Here is a 19,873-nt window from a genome sequence, read left to right as displayed (position 1 = left end):
TCATCCATCTTTCTTTTCTTTCCCGGAAGACAGCCATGGAAGTGCACACAGCGGACAATCGGGGCCGAAACCAGCAACATTGTAACCGGTCATCCCACCGGAAACATTGTGTACATCACTGAAACCTTTCTGTTGCAGGATACTTGCACCCATACTTGAACGCTGTCCGCTTCCACAGATGACAACTGTCTTTGCATCGGGGTCAAGTTCCTTATAAGAATCCCTGAGCTCGTGTACCGGAATGTTGATGGCATGTTGTATATGCCCGCCACTGAACTCAGAAACTGCCCTTACATCCACAAGAACGAAATCCTCGTCGTCCCTCACCATATTGTCAAGCTCTAAGCTCGATACCTGACAGAGATGTTCTGTAGGAAGGCCTGCCATGGACCAGGAGTGCATTCCCCCATCAAGAAATCCGACTATTCTGTCAAGACCAACCCTGTGAAGCCAGATCGCTGCCTCTGTAGCCCTTTCGGGCGAATCTACAATCAACAGTATATTCTTGTCAGGCGGTAGCAGCCAGCCTGAGAACGTGGCAAAGTTGCTATTAAGATCAATGCTATAAGCACCAGGTATGTGACGACCGCCAAATGCCTCATAGCACCGGATATCAAGTACTATATTATCAGGATCATCCAGCAGCTCCAGGAACTCCTCCGAAGGTATGGCCTTCAATGGAGGAAGATCCTCGACCAATTCCGGTCCAGCCCTGTTAACATCGCTACACCTGTTGAAATGAGCTGGAGTTGCAGGCATATCCTCCGTAAGTGAACGGATGAAACTTTTCCGATCACCTATGTTCAATGCATAATTGTAAAGTCTTTCATAGCCGATGGTCGTACTGCGCTTTGCAGCCATTGACCTGCCACATAAGGAGCCGGCACCATGTGCAGGATATACCTCACAAAAATCAGGCAGATCCAGCAGTTTCCCGTGGAGGGTGTCATAGAGTTTCGAAGCCAGTTCTTCCGCTTTTCCCGGGAAAAGATCAGGCCTGCCAATATCACCTACGAAAAGGGTGTCACCACAGAAGACACATACCGGAACCTCACCGCGTGAACTATCGGTCACCACATAGGAGACATGTTCAGGCGTATGTCCCGGAGTTTCCAGAACCTCTATGATCATGTCCTCGATCTCAAAGGAATCACCTTCTGATACTTCCATTGCATCGAATTTGCAATTTGCAGAACGTGGAAATACTATCGATGCGCCGGTCTTATTCTGAATTTCCATATGACCGGAGATGAAATCCGCATGCAGATGCGTTTCAAGGACATGTGTAATCTTCCAACCCATCTGAGCCGCAGCATCCATATAAACATCGATGTCGCGACCGGGATCGATCACTGCACAAGTATTGTTACCACCAAGAAGGTATGAACTATGAGCTATTCCACTTGTAAATATCTGCTGAACGATCAAATTAAGGACCTCCCACCCTGTTTGAGCCATCTATTAAGCAAATGGTAATTCTAAATGCTAAATATTGAATTATGAATGCAAGAACTGATGGCAATATCGTAAAGACTTCAAAAATACTATAAGGGTTCATGAGATATATATTATTAATATAAAGTGATCGAAAACAAGATTCTTTTACAACTTTGAGGGTGCGTTGTGTTAACATTTGACCTTGGGTTGGACCCTGAATTATATGATTTTCTGACAAAAGCGATCCTTTCCCTTTTGATAGGAATACTGATAGGTATAGAAAGGGAGCACCGACGCAAGGATCAGGAAGTGTTCGCAGGAGTACGCACGTTTGCAATAGTATGCCTTAGCGGCATGCTTGCAAGCTATGTTTCAGAGGTGATGCATATCGCCATACTGCAGATCACCACGGCACTGGTTGCAGCCTCCTGTTTTGTGCTCGTGTACAGGATATACACAGCCAGCGGAAAGCTTGGGATGACAAGTTCCATCGCCCTGTTCTCAACTTACCTGCTTGGTGTGCTGGTAGCTACAGGACGTTACCTGTTTGCCATTATTATAGCTGTGCTCATTACTTTACTGCTAATTGAGAAAAAACCGCTTCACTCCTTTGCACAACATCTCTCAGATGAGGAAATACTCAATGCGGTCCAGTTCCTTGTGGTCGCTTTCATTCTTTATCCACTGATGCCGGAAGAACCTGTAATGGGAGTTCTGAACCTGAAATCGTCAATCCTTATCGTGGTACTTGTCATGTTCATCGGTTTTGTCAGTTACATCTCCCTCAAAAGATTCGGAACCCGTGGAGGAATAACATATTCGGGACTATTTGGAGGGTTCATAAGCAGCGAGGCAACCACCGCTGCACTTGCAAACATGTCAAAGAGCAGATCCAGCCTGATGGATGCACTGTACATCGGGATACTGATGTCAAACATCTCAATGATAATCAGCAACACACTGATCGCATTGATAGTAGATCCCAGTGCAAGTACAATGCTCATGATGCTACCGCCGCAGCTGGCAATGCTCATCGTGACGATCGGGATAGTCATAATAAGGAGAAAAGAAAATGATATTATGACCGAGCCGCTGGAGATCGGTTCACCATTTGCACTGAAACCTGCTTTCAAGTTCGGTGCGATCTTCACAGTACTTCTTGTCATCACCAGCATTTCAAGCGAATTCCTCGGTACTGCCGGAGTATATGCATCGGCACTTGGCGGACTTGTCAGCAGCTCGGCTGTAACTGCATCCGTTGCCGCACTGGCTTTCAGTGGGAACGTATCATATAGTGTGGCTGCACAGACCGCAGTGATAGCAGGGATCATCAGTACGCTCAACAAGCTGGTCCTTGTAAGGATATCCGGATCAAAGGAGCTCTACTACCGCTCAAGGAATACAATGTTACTGATAGCTATTGTAGGAATATCCACATTGTACCTTTGGAGCAGCTACATCAGCAATATCGGATTCTAAAGATCAAGGGAAAGACTATATGCATTAGATGTGAACACCTTTCAAAACATCCCTTATGAAGTGATATCAATGAATACACAGTACCGACCTTCTTTTGCAACTGAAGAACTGGTGTTCCATGGCGATGAGAGCAATACAGAAGGAAAAGCACTCTATTTCCCTGTACATCAAAGAAAGATATTGATAGATGCTGAAAGACACCCCGATGACTATTTTTCATGCTATCAAAAAAAGCATATCTCCGACGGCACCGAAGTGATCTACATCGGAACACTTGATGGTGTACCATGTTACTGTTTTGAACTGGAAGAAGAACTGGAAGAAGGAAATATGCAGTACTTTGGCCTGCACGACCTCTATGGTGTAATCGATGAGGAAATGCTCGGTATTGCTTCCAGGGCAGTCCAAATGGCTGACTTCTATCGCACTCACCGATATTGCGGGCTGTGTGGAGGAGCTGCCCACTACGTCCCGGAAGAAACCGGAATGAAATGCCATAATTGTGACCACATAACGTACCCGCGGATAAGCCCTGCAGTCATAGTACTTATAGAGAGGGAAGATCACCTTCTTATGGCCCGCTCAAAGAATTTCCCGGATGGAGTCTATGGGCTCGTGGCAGGCTTTGTAGAAGCCGGGGAAACCATCGAGCACGCAGCTCACAGGGAAATAAAGGAGGAAGTTGGCGTTTCAATAAAGGAACTGAACTATTTTGCAAGCCAGCCCTGGCCTTTCCCGTCCTCGCTAATGTTAGGATTTACAGCGAACTTTGCAGAAGGAGAGATCAAAGTCGATGCTAATGAGATCGAAGATGCCTGCTGGTTCCATGTGGATGACATTCCGAAGCTTCCGGGAAAGAAGAGCATCTCACGTGCCCTCATTGACCATTTCATAGACAAACACGAAAGTTGCAAATAAAACAGATGGATCTTTGGCACCCACGCAAATTTTAAATAAATCTGTGTATAATCCTCCATATGGATGATATAACAGGATTGGAACTTTCACCAAGGAAGATCGAATACCTGAAGTACCTTTTTGAAAGGGGTGACAATGTACGCACCACCGAGATATCCAACCACATGAACGTGGACCCTTCCACCATTACCAAAGCTATCAATGAGCTTGCTTCATCAGGATATGTGAACCATGTTCCATACCGGGGTTTCAGTCTTACGGAGAAAGGAAAGGATTATGCACACTTCCTGTTGAGAAGGCACAGGATACTTAGCCTGATGCTTAACCATTACGGGCTCACTGCAGAGGAATCATGTGCAGAGGTTGCAAGGTTTGAAGGTTATGTGTCAAAAAAGGCCATAAATGCCATTTGCGATTCAATGGGACATCCAACCATAGGAGTTTGCGGCAGGATCGAACATGACAGCTGCAACCTTAAACATGAGCACCATGAAAAAAAAGATGAATGAGATTTATTTGCCTGCTTCGAGGATCTCTTTTACCTTCTGAAGCACCAATACTGCATCTTCCCTTTTTACATCTGAAGCATTGTTCCTGCAATATTCCAGAAGAGGTTCACGATCTTCCAGAAGTCCTTCCTCAACTGCTTTTTTAATTATTCCAAGGTAACTTCTCTGAGGATAGTGGATGCTTTTTGTTATCCTGATAAGACTTTCGCAGATCTCACTATCAATAATGCCTTTCGCAACTGCTTCCCTGAAGGTCTCCCTTATGTTAACAAGGGGTGTTGAGACCTGTTCAAAGGTTTCGGGATTGGTTGTCACTGCAACCTCATCATCCGCCTCGATGACACCATCCCTGTACCAGCTATAGACCTTGCCCACGCCGATCATGCCATGACTGTCAAGCTCAGAAGCACGCAACGCACCCATACTGCATCCGCCAACGACCTTGATGCCTTTTTTCATCGCACGGATTATTTCCTTGTGGGCTACTGCAGCCCTGTCAAAGAAAACACCATCGATGATACCAATTACACCATAGCCCTGACCTGCCACTTTATCGATGTCGCCTCTTGCCACAGGTGGCAGGTAAACTGCATCAAGGATAGCCTTTGAATCTTCATGGCTGATACTCGTACCTGCAAAGATAACTGCTCTCATTGGATCACTTTTGTTTGCCGAACCTTCTCTTCCAGGGTTTCTCGGTAGAGGTGGATCGTTTGCGTCCTTGTCTCACACGATGGCCTACACGTTCACGGTCAAGCGTGTACTGCTCGAATCCCGGAATTATCACCCTTACAACGGGGACACCTACGTTCTTGCGGGAAAGGTCGACCACGATGACACTGTCAGTGATCTTACGCAGTTCATCGAGCACAACATCGATGTTCTCTGCAGGAGTTGACCTGGAAATGTCATTCAATTCTCCGGTTGTGACGGAGTCTGCCCCTTCATACCAGAAATTGTTCATCCTCTTCATGCGCTCATAACCGATCTGCCTGACAAAAGATTCCCTGTCAGTGTCCTCACGGGCACCGTGAATCTGCACTACCCTTGACTGGGCAGCCTCGGTGATGGCCCTCCGTATTGCGATCTCAGGTTTCAGATGTGAACCTGCACCCATTACAAGCAAAGCAGGATCTTTCAGGTCAAGGTCATCTGTAGCTGCCACAACAGAGGTTATGCCTGTATCGTGTGAAAGTAGCCATAGTTTGAGCTGTACTCCGTTAGATTCGAACTTCTTCATCAGCTCATAATTGATACCATCCTCTTCGGTAAGGACAATTTCCCGGCCCGGATTCCTGTTGAACTCGGCAATACTCAATGCATCACGCTCGATGACCTCAAGCAGACCGTGCAATATTGCTTCCTCTATGACATTTCCCGATGCAAGGCCATTGGTATTGCTTCTGAAAAGCCTTGCGGACATTCCCGGGGAATCATATGGATGATATACTGCATTTGATGGAACATAGATCTCCTTCTCGCGTAAAAGGTCCCAGCCCTGAGTCCATTCTACCAGGCTTTCAGGAGGCAGAGGCTCAGCCAGAAGAAGGCTATGCGGATCAAGAAGTTCACATTCCTTTGCTGCATTTTCAACAGACTCAATGAACTCTTCTGCGAGCACATCCTCGACAATATCAGCATTTACGCCTACACGCTCCGCAAGACATCTCTCAAAGCTCTCCATCATAGCCGAGATCCTTGCCTGTGTCTCGCTTGCCCCTTTACCAGAGTAGATAGAAATAGCGCCTTCTGCAGCTGAAGGCCTGATGGCAGAGAATACCGGAATGCCTATCCGGTCCAGATCGGTGATACTGGCTATCCTTGTAACCCCTATATCTTCAAGGTGGGGTTTGGTGTTACCAAGAGTTGTCTCCTCGTCAAAAACTCGCTGCGTACCATCCATATACTGTAATGATCGATCGATTGGGATATGGGACATGCTAATCGGAAGTCTTTTGCAACTTATATTTCTTGCGACAAAACCGAGAAATACATTATCCAAAATGGTTATATATTATAGAAACATAATGATATGTTTAAGCCAATTCAAACAGGCTAAATTTTTAAGAACTCAATTGAAGAGACAGGAGGAAATATATGATGAGAAAATTCACGAAAATAAGTGATGAATGCCGACGATGTGAAGAGAACGGGAAATACCATTCAGTCGTAAGTGGCCAAACCACTGAAAATCTGAATGCTGAAGAATTGGAACTTTGCAAGTTCATTCTCGGCGGAATGCTGGCAAAATAACGCCTGCAAAACATATTTTTAGCTATCTTGCGTAAGGAAGTGTATGTATGACATTCATTCCGTACGCAAAGATTTCCCCGTCCTTGATGAAGTGATCTATCTGGACAATGGCGCTACAACCCAGACGCCTGTCCCGGCAGTCAATGCCATGAATGATTACTTCTTCAAATACGCAGCAAATCATGGCCGTGGAGCTCACAGGCTAGCCCGGCAAACTACTGATAATTACGAAGATGCAAGGGACAGAATTGCAGATTTCCTGAACACTACACCAGAGAGCACAGTCCTGACCAAAAATGCAAGTGAAAGTATCAACATGGTCGCCCTTGGTATCCGGTGGGAAGCAGGCGACCACGTTGTGACAACCCTTGTGGAGCATCATTCCAATCTCCTGCCCTGGATGAGATTAAGAGAAAAAGGTGTTGAGGTCACCATCGTTGGATCCGACAGAGAAGGATGTGTGGACCCGAAAGATGTTGATGCTGCAATTACTGACAGGACAAAGCTCGTCTCTGTCAACCACGTATCCAATGTATTCGGCTCAATAAGAGATGTTGAGAAAATAACACGGGTCGCACAGAAAAACGGTGCAATGGTGCTAGTGGACGGGTCCCAGTCAGCAGGACATATGCCTGTGGACATCAAAAAGATAGGTTGCGACTTCTTTGCCACACCCGGACACAAGGGACTGCTCGGCCCACAGGGAACAGGAATACTCTGCATCAAGGATCCAGATACCCTTGAACCAACCTACATTGGCGGAGGCACCGTCCATGCTGTCACTACAGAAGGTTATGAGCTGGAACCTTCACCTTCAAAGTTCGAAGCGGGCACACCGAACATCCCGGGAGTTATAGGCCTTGGCCGAGCTGTTGAGTATGTGCAGGAGATAGGTGTAGAAAATATAGAAAAATACGAGAAGGAACTAACCACAGATGCTGTAAAACGTCTTGCAGAGATCGAAGGCGTAGAGGTTTACGGACCAAAGGATAGGACAGGAGTCGTCCCTTTCAATGTGGAAGGCATGAACCCGCATGATGTTGCCATGATACTGGACGAGACCAGGAAGATCTGTGTTCGAAGCGGTTACCACTGTGCAATGCCATCCGTTGACATGCTAGGAGTTGAAGGGACTGTTCGGGCATCCTTTGCATTATATAACACAGAAGAAGAAGTCGACTCACTGATAGAGGGTGTTGAGCAGATAACAATGCTCGCCTGAGCTTTTTATTTCTGCTCATTGCTTAAGGATGTGCCAACTTCCCTTTCGGATGGCAAGGAGACCGTAAAGGTGCTTCCTTCCCCTTCCGTACTTTCCACCTGCACATAACCACTATGCATCTCTGCAAACTTCTTCACAAGAGCAAGACCAAGACCAGTACCTCCAAACTTTCTGGAAGTCGATGAATCAACCTGAACAAATGGCATAAATAAGCTACGCATATCTTCCTTAGCAATACCAATGCCATTATCCCTCACAAAAAAGTCAATATATTCACCAGATATTCTTACACTCAATAGTATGTCCCCGTTATCCGGTGTGAACTTAACAGCGTTGTTCGCGAGGTTATCTAAAATCTGGATGAGCTTGCCCCTATCAGCATTGATAGAAATGTCTTCCGGGTCAACGCTCACATTAACAGAAATATTCTTTTTAGTTGCAAGTGGATCTATGAGATCCCTGACATAACCGATCACTTCCCATACAACAACTTTTTCATATGACATGTCCATTGTTCCGGATTCTACTTTTGATATGTCAAGAAGATCATTGACGATACCAAGAAGATGGCGACCACTAACATGGATGTTCCCCACATATTTTCTTTGTTTTTCATTCAATTCGCCAAAAGTGCCCTCCAACATAACCTCTGAAAAGCCAAGAATTGAATTTAAGGGAGTGCGTAGCTCATGACTCATATTAGCCAGGAACTCGCTCTTTGTACGGCTTGCAGCTTCAGCTTGCAGTTTTGCCTGCACAAGAGCATATTCCGCATCTTTGCGATGGGAATTATCCATAATTATTGCAAGCACATCGTCTTCACCATATGCCAGGAGTATTGATTCAAAATTAAGTATCCGATCTCCAAAAGGGAAATTGTATTCCACAAATCCGAGTTCCTTAGATCTGATAATATCCTGTATCCTCCTTCTCGCAAGCTTTGCAGCATCTTCAGGGAGAATATCATAGATATTGTTAATATCCATAGAAGATAGGAAAGTCAGATCACCATACTGTGGACAATTACGGCTTATGATAGTACCATCAGGCTTCATTTGAACAAGCATGGCTGGCATAGCTTTCAGGATAGCACTATCCTTAGCTTTGTGCGATAGAACATATTCGTGCTTCCTTTCAAGCTGCTGCAGCATCAAGTTTATGGAATCAGATAAAAGAGAAAGTTCATCATTGCCCCCCATATGCAGACGAGAAGAAAAATCCTTACTTTTTCCAATGGATTGTACATCATCACTAATAATTGATATACGCCTAAGCACGGTAGAATCCAAAAAGAACATAAGATAAAATCCAAGTGCAAACCCCACAAAGAGAAGTAACAGAATAAAATAGTATAGTGTTTCAGATCCCTGTTTTGTAATTGAACGAGGAGTCCTCGTTTTGGCAACCATTGCCGGAGTACCGAAAACATCATGTATGGAATAATAGCCTGCAAGCATATCTTCATCAACAGTTTCTATGAAAATGCCAGAAGAATCTTCATTCCAAATTCCCGGAGGTAGCTGTGGATCGTTTGGAGATAGCAGATCTATTGAAATACCTGTACCTTCTGAAAGATAGTATAGTTCATCAGAGTCTAAGAAACGACCCATGAACAAAGTTCCACGAACTGGACCATCACCATTACTTTTTTTTATTGGACACGAAGAGATGAGCAATAGTCCCCCCTCCAAATTGACAAACCCGGAGGAAATACAATTTGGATCAGTAGGGGCGGTCAAACAATTTGAAAATGACAGGAACTCCGGCAAGCTACCAGATAATACATTCAATCCATTATTTTCATCATACATTGCCCCATAAACCATCTCCCCGGAAGAATCAACATAAACAAGTAGATCAAGCCGATTGCTCTCAAAAGTTTCTGTGATCAAATTAGATTTAGCATATTCTTCATCACGAGATACAATAAATTCATAGGAATCATCCCAGATAGCATAATCAACATTTAATACCCCTAATGACTTCAGATCAGACTCAATGAGCACCCTCATCCCGTTAGCATCTTTAAGTGCCTGCTGTTGCTCCAATTCAATATAACTTCCCTTTACAATGAATTGGGAAACCCCAGTAATAGCAAGGATCAGAAAAATAAACATGAGCCCTACCACAAGCAAAGTTTTATGCCGAAGAAGCACGATCAGACCTCATGCAAAAATTAATGTCATTTTAATTATAAAACTTTTGTCATAGAAAGAGTTGTGAAGAATAAAGGTAACAAGAAGTAGTATATATAGGCACAATAGAGCAATTGAGTTTGAAAAAATGAAAAATAAAGAGAAAGATGATAATGAAGATTATTCCATCATCAATCTTGTGAGACTTGCCCTTGCTTCTGCAATCTCTTTCAGGGAAAGAGATATGTCAAATTCCCTTCCCTTTATACGTAAGTCATCTCCGCCAACATTACCGATGACGGAATATGGGATATCACCAAGCATTTCGACAACCTTGTCTTTCTCAGAGGTCACAAGAAGAGCCCTTGCATGGGATTCTGAGAACAGGATATCATCAGGCCTGAGATCTTCACAGATATCTGTGATGTCGATGTTTGCACCAATTTCATTGCACATTTCAGCAAGAGCTGCTGCAAGTCCACCGGCAGACACGTCATGAGCTGCTACGACATTTCCACTTCTGATGACATTTATGATGGAGTCTACTATCTTTGGAGCGTCTTCACGTACCTTTGGTGCAAGACCATTGCTCCTGAGTCCTTTTATTTTATAATATTCCGAACCGCCCAGTTCATCAAAGGTGCTTCCCACGAGGATCACAGAACTGCCTTCCTCTTCAAAGAAAGAACCAGGGACGTTTCCAATGTCATCGGTTATTCCGATAAGACCGATGGATGGTGTTGGCACGATAGCTGTACCGTATTCACCACTCTCATTGTAGAGGGAAACATTACCTCCGACAACCGGTATGGAAAGGTCCCTTGCAGCGTCACCCAGACCGAGGATCGCCTGCTTGAACTGCCAGTAGATGTCAGGTCTTTCAGGGTTACCGAAGTTGAGACAGTCCACAAGGGCTATACCCTGTGCACCTTTTACAGCAAGGTTCATGCTGTTCTCAATGAGGGTTCCTTTTCCGCCTTCATACGGATCAAGAAGGGTGTGTCCCGGATTGCAACCACAGGACATTGCAAGACCCTTGCCATCTGCAATGCGAAGGACTCCTGCATCTGAACCGGGTTTTTCAACGGTACGGATCTGGACCTCATGGTCGTACTGCCTGTATATCCAGTCCTTTGATGCAATGTTATGAGATGAAAGAATGTCAATTACTGCCTGTTTCAGGTCAGCTGGAAGTTCCGGCTTGTCCCCTATATCGCGTTCCTGAGGAGCTGTTGATGGGCGCTCAAAGGTAGGTGCACCTTCTGTGAGAAGCTTGACAGGCATATCTGCAACGACCTCACCTTCGAACTCGACGGTGTAATAGAGACGCTCTGTAAGCTCACCGATCATGCTGGCGTGAAGGTCATACTTCTTTGCGATATCAAGAAGCTCATCCACGTTCTCAGGCTCGACCTCAAAGAGGATACGTTCCTGGGACTCGGAGATCATGATCTCATAAGGAGTCATTCCGGACTCGCGAAGTACCACATTGTCAGCCACCAGGCGCATTCCCAGATCGCCTTTGGATGCCATTTCAGAACTTGCACCTGCAAGACCTGCAGCACCAAGGTCCCTGCATGAAAGCACATGACCGGTACCTATTGCCTCAAGGGTTGCCTCGATGAGGAGCTTTTCGGTGAAAGGATCGCCAATCTGGATGCTTGGACGGTCTTCTGCCTCTGCTTCTTCAGAGAGGTCACGGGAAGCGAACGATGCGCCACCAAGACCATCGCGTCCTGTGGTGGAACCCACAAGGACCAGTTTGTTGCCTGCCTTCTGTGCACAGGCGGTAACGATGTTCTCCTCGCGGGCAAGGCCAACACAGACGACGTTGACAAGTGGATTTCCACTGTAGGTCTCGTCAAAATATGCTTCTCCCCTGACGACAGGAACACCGATACAGTTACCGTATCCTGCAATGCCTTCCACGATATGCTCAAAGAGGTAGAGGTTCTTAGGAGTGTCCAGCGAACCGAAATAAAGAGGATCCATCAGTGCGATAGGTCTTGCACCCATGGAAATGATATCACGCACAATACCACCAACACCAGTTGCAGAGCCGTTGTAAGGGTCCACATATGAAGGATGGTTGTGGCTTTCCATACCAATAGCAAGTACCCAGCCATCACCAAAACGGATAATTGCGGCATCATCACCAGGTCCTATTATCACACGGTCGCCAACAGTTGTAAAGGTCTTCAGCAAAGGAGCACTGGAACGGTAGGAGCAATGTTCACTCCATAGGTTCAAAAAGCATCCCTGTTCAACAAGGTTTGGTTCTCTGCCCATCTCTTCTGTTATGATCTTCAGGTCATTTTCCGGTAACATTTGTGCGCCTCATTATATAAGGAGTATGATTTAGGCTTAAATAAACCATAGATTAGATAAAGATTTCCAACGGTAATAACAGTTTCAGAGTTCATCGAACATAACCTGATCGCCAACCGAAAGATCCGAACGGGAAACTGTGCCTGCAGGAAGCTCTATTATGTACTTTACTTTTTCACCGGAGTCCCCCATACCCACCCAGGGTCGAAGATAAGTTGTCTTCACTATTATTTTATCTTCATTCAGGAATAGAACGTCAAGAGGAAAAGGAACAAAAAGCATATGCAGGGAGATCTTCTTTGGAGAAGAGAGAACAAAGATCATAGCATAGCTATCCGGAACAGAGCTTCTGAACATCAGGCCCTTTGACTGACTGAACATGCTTTTAGCATATTCAACATCCGATGCGATTGTATAACCATTAGATTTTAATAGCATAGTTGACAAGATACAATATCTGTTTATAATTTATATAAGTAGTATACAGGTGAGTAAATAATCGGAGGAAATACCAGAAGATGAGTTCAGAAATGTGCCCGGTTTGCGGTTTGCCATCAGAGCTATGTATATGCGAAGAAGTGGCAAAAGAGCAACAGCGAATTACAGTGAAAGTGAACAGAAGACGGTACGGTAAAGAAGTTACAGTTGTGGAAGGATTCGATGCGAACGAGATCGACCTACATGAGCTATCCACATACCTTAAATCAAAGTTCGCATGTGGTGGAACTGTAAAAGGAAGTGCCGTTGAACTACAGGGCAACCATCTGACCCGCATGAAGGAAGTCCTTGTCCAGAAAGGTTTCTCTCCGGAACAGATCAAAGACTGATCAGTGAATATGCACATTGTGCATCATCAACTCATTTAACTTTTCGAATACATAACATGGCCATACAAAATTGCCATGTTTCCTTTTTTAAATTTGAAGGCATCCACCCATAAAGCTGAAATGCTCAAACTTGAACGCCTGACAAAAAAAACATATAGTACGAAAAAAGGAACTATAATTATGAAACCTACCTGCGAGATAATGGTACAGAAAGTATTGCCTGCCATACGTGCCGAACTTGCACGTTCCATGATGATCGATCATGGATGCACCCAACAACAAGTTGCAGACATATTAGGCCTTTCAAGAGCAGCCGTCTCCCAGTACGTCAGTGCGAAAAGAGGAGCAGAGGTTGGTTTTTCAGACGAGACATTGGAAGAGATAAGAACATTTGCTACAAAACTTGTGAATGGATCCTCTGACAAGGTACTGACCGAAGGGATGTGCAATGTATGCAAGTTCGTACAGCGTTCAGGTTGGCTATACAAAAATGTACCCGGAGCAGAATACTGCATCCTTTGCAAAAGTGACGAGGAAGATTGAGCAAAAGCCTTTGTATTAAATGTAAGGGAAAAGGACTTTGCGGGCGACCCCTATGTCCAATCCTTGAAAAATTCAGGTCAGCCGAGAATACCACAGCGACGATCTCGGCCGACGGTTCTGTTTTTGGTGCATCCCCACCAGCTGTTTTTGTGGGAAGATACGGCTATCCCCAGGTGAAAGCAGGTCCGATGATTCCACCCCAAGTGGATGCAAAGGACGCCATGGCACTTGAAGATCCAAAAGAGTGGTTATCCATGGATATCCAGGACGTGATCTCCGCCCGCTGCCAGCTTGTCAGGGCAAACACCACCATCAATATAAAAGATGCGATGAAGCCACACAAATTGCTGGAAAAATCACAGGAGCTGGCCCTATCCAGGTCACCGGTGGACACAGAAGCATGGTTCACGAAACCCCTTCAACAAAAACTGAAGTTTGACAGTGTCCTGACACCAATGGGACCATCCGGAGCGGTAAAGGACTTCGATATAGCAGAGAACCCGAAGGTCCCGAAGAAGGTTGACTACCTGGCATATGATACCGATGCACTTGCAAAGGATGCCATATGCGAACTTTTCAGGAGCGACATACCTACCGAACACATCACAAGGCTGCTTTCAATCGGCCTTCTGGGACAACAGCGCAAGCTCGTACCCACACGATGGGCCATAACAGCAACCGATGATATGGCAGGAAAAGATATCATCGAGCGCGTCCGGGACATGCCACTGGTCAGTGAGATATCCGTGTTCAGTGGCGGATGCTTCGGCAACTATTTTGAGATAATGCTCGTTCCAAGAGTGTACTCCTTCGAGCTTCTGGAGATCTGGATGAAACGGTCGGTCTGGTCAGGAGGATCCTCCTGGATAGGACAGGACATGGAAGACATCAATGGCAAGAAGGGATACTCGAACCTTGCAGGTGGTTACTATGCAGCCCGCATCGCTGCCCTAGAATATATGGAAGACGTTTGCAGACAGGCATCGGTTTTCATGATAAGGGAGATCACACCTGAGTACTGGGCACCACTTGGTGTCTGGGTAGTCAGGGAAGCTGCCCGAAATGCAATGTCCTCTATCCCCCGCACCTTCGAGACAATCGAGGAGGCGCTTGATGATATGGCGAAGCGTGTCCGTACGCCTGCACCGGAATGGAAAGCTAAGACCAAAATGCTTTCAGACGTCCGTTTCCAGAGAACACTGGACTCTTTTTTGTAAGCTTTCCGCAAGACATTAAAATGGTACGATACAATTGGGCATTATGTCTGAGAACCAAGACAATATGTCACCACAGGAACTAGCAGATTTCCTGCTTAACAAAGTACGTCTTCTGTGCAGGGAAAGCCAGCATGAGCAGGCGCTGGATGTTGTGGAACAGGCTATCCAACACGCCCCGGACCCCACAGTAGCATGGCTCATTAAAGGACAGATCCTCTTTGGACTTCACCTTCTTGATGAAGCCATTGAAGCTACCGAAGAGGCGCTTAAACTGGGTGACGACGCAGAAGTGCTTAAACTCAAAGGCAATATCCTTGCTACAAAGGGAGACCTTGCAAGTGCACTTGAGACATTCAACAAACTTGCCGAGATCGCTGCCGATGATGCTGATGCTTACTTCTTAAGAGGCAGCATTCTTGCGGAAATGGGAAATGCGGATGAGGCGATCGCAAACTTTGATCATGCCATAGAGCTTAAGCCTGATATGGGACATACATGGTACAACAAGGCAATGGTCTTTTTCAACTTAGAAAGATATGGCGCAGCAATCAGCGCACTGGATTCTGCAATAGATCTGATGGAAGATGCTACTGAACCTATATTCATAAAAGGAGTGGCACATCGAAGACTCGGACAAACAAAGGATGCACTGGAGTGTTTCCTTACAGCTGCCGAGATATGGGAGATGAAAGCACTCGTTACCAATAGTCCGGATGCATACATGGATGCACTGAATGCGATCGAGAGCGCCATTGAAATAGATGTTACCAACGTGGACCTCTGGAGACAGAGAGGGAAATTGCTATACAAGCTTGGCCACAAAGAAGAAGCAAAGGAGATACTTGCCAATGCCGCTGAACTTTGCGTACAGGAAGACAACATCGCTGATGCACTGAAAACCTATGAACTCCTGCTTGAGCTTGAACCTGATAATGAGGAAGCCAAAAAAGCAAGGGAAGAGATCGCATCCATTGCATGAGTAAAAAATGAGTATTGATACATTTATAACAGATGTAACCTTAACGGCGTGAAGACTAAGATCAGGAAGAGTAGTATGATAGAATTATTCAACCCAATTGTGGTTTTATTAGTGCTCGCAGGTCTTTATATGGCCTGGAACATAGGGGCCAATGACCTTGCTAATGCTATGGGAACATCGGTTGGAAGCGGAGCGCTCTCACTCAAACAGGTAATTATAGTAGCTGGTGTCTTTGAGTTTGTCGGAGCTGTTTTCTTCGGAAAGAGGGTCACATCCACCATTGCAAAAGGAATTGTGCCCATTGATGCCATAAAGGCGATCGATCCGAACCTTGTGGCGATCGGGATGCTTGCAGCAATTCTTGCAGCAGGATTCTGGATCACATTTGCTACATTTTATAATCTGCCGGTATCGACAACACATTCTATCGTAGGAGCTGTCCTTGGATTTGGAATTGTTGCAGTATACCAGGACATTATTTTACTCTCAGACATCAACTGGGCAGTGCTGATGAAAATCGTAGGCAGCTGGCTGGTATCTCCTGTTCTGGGAGCTGTATTGGCATATCTGATATTCTCAGTTATCCGAGTACTACTACTGCAAAAAGCGGAGAACCCGTACCACATCGAGAAGAAGTTCGTATTTCTGCAGGTCGGAACCGCCTGTTTCATTGCGTTCGCACATGGTTCTAACGATGTTGCAAATGCTGTTGGACCACTCTATGCAGGTCTTAATGCACTTAACTTAGCAGAAGCAGCGGTGCCTATATGGGTACTTATTGTTGGTGCTATAGGAATGGTGATCGGACTTGCAACATGGGGATACCGTGTGATCGAGACCATTGGTACAAAGATAACCGAACTTACCCCTACAAGGGGATTCTCAGCAGAATTTGCAACTGCATCCGTTGTCGTTCTTCACAGCTATAGTTCCCTGCCCATCTCCACCACCCACACCCTTGTGGGCTCAGTAATTGGTGTCGGACTCGCAGGAGGTCTTGCTGCTGTTGATCTTAGTGTTATAGGAAAGATCGTTATGTCATGGATCATCACAGTGCCTGTTGCAGCACTTACATCGGCACTTGTCTTCGTGGCATTATTGGGGGTTGGATTATGAAGAAAATGGAATACATACGTTCTGTACTTGACGTGTTCGCAAGATCACCATTCAAACCACTCTACCTGCATGCATCCAAGGGAGTGGAAACCGTAAGGATACTGGACCAGGCAGTCAATGCATACTGTAGTAACATGCCACTTGTGGAAGAGCTAAGCCATCAGATAGACGGTATCGAACATGAGGCAGACATCATTAAGCAGACCATCAGGGGACAGCTATCATCTTCCATTATGCTGCCTGTAAAAGCAGAAGATCTGCTCAATTTCCTTAAGCCGCAGGACTCCATTGCAGATGTGGCACAGGAAGCTGCATTTATATTGACATTGAGACCCTGCGATATGCCGGCCCCAATTAAAACAAAACTCTGTGAGCTATCAGCACTTACACTTGAGACAGTCGAAGCATACGAGAAGCTGGTGGATTCATTAAGCGAGCTCCTGGAGACGTCCTTCAGTAAACGTGAGGTGGAAGAATCCCTGATACTGGTACCTACTATTGAAGAAATGGAGCACAGAGTAGACCTCATCGAGAAAGATCTCCTCAAAGAGATATACTCACATGAAGAAGAGCTGGGTGCTGTGGGAGTGTTCCACCTTGTAGAACTTGTGCGTACTATTGCAGATATCGCAGACAAGGCAGAGCATGCAGCCGACAGGCTAAGGACAATGATACTCAGACGGTAATCAGTGAAGATTACCGTCCTCGTTCAGTACTTTCAATAATTCAATGACAGAATAAGCAGCTCGGGTAACACCCATGCTGCGCTTGTCAGTATCCGTTCCTGCAATGTACAGGTTCTTAACAGGGGAGCGGATATCAGCAAATTTACCATCAATTGTCACTGCTGCCTTTTCGGGCACAAGTAACTGATCGTGGTTCATTTCCACGCGGTCCTGTATAGAAGGGATCGCACTGTAGATGGTCTCATAAGCATTTTTTATTCCTTTTTTTATGTCCTCTTTCTCATCAAGGAAGAAAGCAAAACCAACAAGTTGTTTGTCCTTTGGAGCAAGAGATGCATCATAATTACTGATTGGCATGGCCCAATACGGGGTGTCCTTGAACCAGATCTCTGAGCCCATGTAATTGAACTCATCCATGACCCTGTCAAGACCCAGCCATACAGTAAGGCTTTTGCTATGAACGATGCCATCCAGAAGTTCCAGATATGATGAAGGCAGATCCTCCATAAGGGATGGTAAAGATGATGCAAAGCCTGTGTATATCACAAGATCGCTCTCATAGATCGTATCCGCTTCAACACCATATGCTTTCCCTTCCTTTGTAAGTATGCGCTCCACCTTGCACCCCGTCTTGATCTCCACAGATGAAGGAAGCGAATAAAGGATCGCATTAAGCAGTGCCTTTAGCCCTTTACGAGGATAGCCCTGGGATACATGGACCTTGTTGGTCGCAAGCCTCCCAAGACTGGAAACATTGTTGATCCTTGAATGAAGGGATGTGTGCAAATTCGAAGGCAGGACGGACTGGAGAATTGACTCCGGGCGTGGTACTTTCTCTTCTTTTATGAATTCCTCGAATTGCTCCTGTGTTACACTATCCCTGACAAAACTGCTGCCTGCAAGTACTCTCTGAGCAGAGGTCTCACTCATGGAGCGACCTGAAAGGAAATAGGAGATCGCATCTGCAAACTCATAGGTCTCCTTTGAGAGATTTGCCGGAAGGGAGTCAGAAACAGACTGTCTTGAGAGATCGACACCGAACGAGGAAAGAGTAAGGGCCTTTGTGATGGACTGAGTGATAGCAAGGCGATCAAGCCTTGGGAACACATCAAAGGTCACGAAGTCACGGATAGTGGATGGAACCTTAAGGAAACGGTCCTCTGTCCTCACATAATAGTGACCATAGTTCTCAAAGACCGGCTGGTAATCAAAATAATTATCCATCAGGCGCCTGAGCGGCCCCTCTACAAGATGAGTGATAGCATGAGGACCGGTGTCCACCTGATAACCATCTACCGTATAGCTGTTGCAGTTTCCCCCCACATCATGCATCTTTTCAAGCACGAGCACTTTCTTGCCATGCTTGGATAATGTAAGTGCGGTCAGCAGCCCGCTTGCGCCGGCTCCGACCACGATGACATCATATTTTACCATTTACCCCTCAGAAGATCTCAGGGACAAGGCGACGTGCAACCTCTTCATATGCTTTTGAAAGGTCACCCTTGTCAAACCTGAATATATCCTTATCCATGGACGCTCCGGTCTCGACATCCCAGAACCTGCAGGTGTCACATGAGATCTCGTCTGCAAGTACGATCTCTCCATCCACCCTTCCGAACTCCAGTTTGAAGTCAGGAAGCAGGAAACCTTTGCTTTCGAAGTAACTCTTAAGGATGTCGTTGATCTTGAATGCCATACTGCGTATGTAGTCGATCTCTTCGCGGGTTGCAATGCCCATTGCGACAGCAATATCATCGTTGATCATCGGATCGGCATACTCGTCACTCTTGTAATCAAATACCAGCACCGGTTCCTTGAAAACAGTACCCTCTTCTATTGGATACTTGCGTGTGATAGAACCTGCTGCAATGTTCCTTGGAATTACTTCTATGAGAACGATCTCCACTTTCTTCACGAGCATCTCTGTGTCGGATACCATGCCAAGATAGTGAGTCTTGATACCTTCTTCCTCAAGCATCTCGAAGATCTTCCTTGAGATCTGGGCGTTGTAATAGCCTTTCTTTGCTGCCTCGCTCTTCTTCTTTCCGTCAAAAGCGGTGAGACTGTCTCTGAACTCTGAAATAAGCTCAGAGGGGTTGTCAGTCTTGTAGATGGTCTTAGCTTTGCCTGAGTAAAGTTCTTCCGTTTTCATGAAATTCATCTCCGGATTTTAACTACTATATAGGAATGCTGAATATAAATACGTGTGCCATGTGTAATTTTT

Annotated in this window: 19 protein-coding genes; 11 read left to right on the top strand and 8 right to left on the bottom strand. The window is 45.6% G+C overall.

Annotated features, from left to right (window positions below; genetic code table 11):
- Positions 1-1,428: an MBL fold metallo-hydrolase gene (locus tag LI82_RS03750; RefSeq protein WP_048193597.1), complete on the bottom strand. Its 1,428-nt coding sequence runs from the start codon at positions 1,426-1,428 to the stop codon at positions 1-3.
- A 195-nt stretch (positions 1,429-1,623) separates the two neighbouring features.
- Here LI82_RS03750 and LI82_RS03745 point away from each other — a divergent pair, with 195 nt between their 5' ends.
- The 3 genes from LI82_RS03745 (at position 1,624) to LI82_RS03735 (ending at position 4,343) form a co-directional block, all read left to right on the top strand.
- A complete protein-coding gene (locus LI82_RS03745; protein WP_081955722.1) occupies positions 1,624-2,916 on the top strand; it encodes an MgtC/SapB family protein in 1,293 nt (430 codons plus the stop codon).
- Between the two features lie 69 nt (positions 2,917-2,985).
- Entirely contained in the window at positions 2,986-3,834 is an 849-nt protein-coding gene (gene nudC, locus LI82_RS03740) for an NAD(+) diphosphatase (protein WP_052402703.1), read from the top strand.
- A 59-nt stretch (positions 3,835-3,893) separates the two neighbouring features.
- On the top strand, positions 3,894-4,343 hold the full coding sequence (locus LI82_RS03735) for a metal-dependent transcriptional regulator (protein WP_048193596.1): 450 nt from the start codon (positions 3,894-3,896) through the stop codon (positions 4,341-4,343).
- Positions 4,344-4,346: 3 nt separating this feature from the next.
- Here LI82_RS03735 and LI82_RS03730 read toward each other — a convergent pair whose 3' ends face one another.
- Positions 4,347-4,997 (bottom strand): TfuA-related McrA-glycine thioamidation protein, encoded by a 651-nt coding sequence (locus LI82_RS03730; protein WP_048193595.1) that lies wholly within the window; start codon positions 4,995-4,997, stop codon positions 4,347-4,349.
- A gap of 4 nt (positions 4,998-5,001) precedes the next feature.
- On the bottom strand, positions 5,002-6,282 hold the full coding sequence (locus tag LI82_RS03725; RefSeq protein WP_048193594.1) for a YcaO-related McrA-glycine thioamidation protein: 1,281 nt from the start codon (positions 6,280-6,282) through the stop codon (positions 5,002-5,004).
- A 158-nt stretch (positions 6,283-6,440) separates the two neighbouring features.
- Between LI82_RS03725 and LI82_RS13000 the strand changes: the two genes are divergently transcribed.
- Both LI82_RS13000 and LI82_RS03720 read left to right on the top strand, forming a co-directional pair.
- Positions 6,441-6,596: a hypothetical protein gene (locus LI82_RS13000; RefSeq protein WP_160174933.1), complete on the top strand. Its 156-nt coding sequence runs from the start codon at positions 6,441-6,443 to the stop codon at positions 6,594-6,596.
- Between the two features lie 43 nt (positions 6,597-6,639).
- Positions 6,640-7,818: a cysteine desulfurase gene (locus tag LI82_RS03720; protein WP_048193593.1), complete on the top strand. Its 1,179-nt coding sequence runs from the start codon at positions 6,640-6,642 to the stop codon at positions 7,816-7,818.
- Positions 7,819-7,823: 5 nt separating this feature from the next.
- On the opposite strand, the gene LI82_RS03715 is transcribed toward LI82_RS03720, so the two are convergent.
- From LI82_RS03715 to LI82_RS03705, 3 genes are all read right to left on the bottom strand, one after another.
- On the bottom strand, positions 7,824-9,935 hold the full coding sequence (locus LI82_RS03715) for a sensor histidine kinase (RefSeq protein WP_048193592.1): 2,112 nt from the start codon (positions 9,933-9,935) through the stop codon (positions 7,824-7,826).
- Positions 9,936-10,133: 198 nt separating this feature from the next.
- Positions 10,134-12,281 (bottom strand): phosphoribosylformylglycinamidine synthase subunit PurL, encoded by a 2,148-nt coding sequence (gene purL / locus LI82_RS03710; protein WP_048193591.1) that lies wholly within the window; start codon positions 12,279-12,281, stop codon positions 10,134-10,136.
- Positions 12,282-12,365: 84 nt separating this feature from the next.
- The gene (locus LI82_RS03705; protein ID WP_048193590.1) at positions 12,366-12,719 is read right to left on the bottom strand and encodes a DUF192 domain-containing protein; all 354 of its coding nucleotides are present in this window, start codon (positions 12,717-12,719) and stop codon (positions 12,366-12,368) included.
- 80 nt (positions 12,720-12,799) lie between these two features.
- On the opposite strand from LI82_RS03705, the gene yciH reads away from it, so the two are divergent.
- The 6 genes from yciH (at position 12,800) to LI82_RS03675 (ending at position 17,649) form a co-directional block, all read left to right on the top strand.
- Complete coding sequence (gene yciH / locus LI82_RS03700; RefSeq protein ID WP_048193589.1) at positions 12,800-13,108, top strand: stress response translation initiation inhibitor YciH; 309 nt, start codon at positions 12,800-12,802, stop codon at positions 13,106-13,108.
- A gap of 180 nt (positions 13,109-13,288) precedes the next feature.
- Positions 13,289-13,651, top strand: coding sequence for a transcriptional regulator (locus LI82_RS03695; protein ID WP_048193588.1), 363 nt, complete (start codon positions 13,289-13,291; stop codon positions 13,649-13,651).
- A complete protein-coding gene (locus tag LI82_RS03690) occupies positions 13,648-14,868 on the top strand; it encodes an Nre family DNA repair protein (RefSeq protein WP_048193587.1) in 1,221 nt (406 codons plus the stop codon). Before LI82_RS03695 ends, LI82_RS03690 begins: the two co-directional genes overlap by 4 nt.
- Positions 14,869-14,911: 43 nt before the next feature.
- Positions 14,912-15,847, top strand: coding sequence for a tetratricopeptide repeat protein (locus LI82_RS03685; protein ID WP_048193586.1), 936 nt, complete (start codon positions 14,912-14,914; stop codon positions 15,845-15,847).
- A gap of 75 nt (positions 15,848-15,922) precedes the next feature.
- Entirely contained in the window at positions 15,923-16,963 is a 1,041-nt protein-coding gene (locus LI82_RS03680; protein ID WP_048193585.1) for an inorganic phosphate transporter, read from the top strand.
- Positions 16,960-17,649, top strand: a complete 690-nt coding sequence (locus LI82_RS03675) for a TIGR00153 family protein (protein ID WP_081955721.1) — start codon at positions 16,960-16,962, stop codon at positions 17,647-17,649. The genes LI82_RS03680 and LI82_RS03675 overlap by 4 nt, the downstream gene beginning before the upstream one ends.
- On the opposite strand, the gene LI82_RS03670 is transcribed toward LI82_RS03675, so the two are convergent.
- Together LI82_RS03670 and purC are read right to left on the bottom strand one after the other, a co-directional pair.
- On the bottom strand, positions 17,650-19,083 hold the full coding sequence (locus tag LI82_RS03670) for a protoporphyrinogen/coproporphyrinogen oxidase (protein WP_048193584.1): 1,434 nt from the start codon (positions 19,081-19,083) through the stop codon (positions 17,650-17,652). It lies immediately after the preceding gene.
- Between the two features lie 7 nt (positions 19,084-19,090).
- Positions 19,091-19,801, bottom strand: a complete 711-nt coding sequence (gene purC, locus LI82_RS03665; protein WP_081955720.1) for a phosphoribosylaminoimidazolesuccinocarboxamide synthase — start codon at positions 19,799-19,801, stop codon at positions 19,091-19,093.
- Positions 19,802-19,873 lie beyond the last annotated feature (72 nt).

The organism is Methanococcoides methylutens (assembly GCF_000765475.1).
GTDB lineage: Archaea > Halobacteriota > Methanosarcinia > Methanosarcinales > Methanosarcinaceae > Methanococcoides > Methanococcoides methylutens.
The sequence above is the reverse complement of the archived record's forward strand: the minus strand, read 5'-3'. Positions and strand labels throughout refer to the sequence as shown.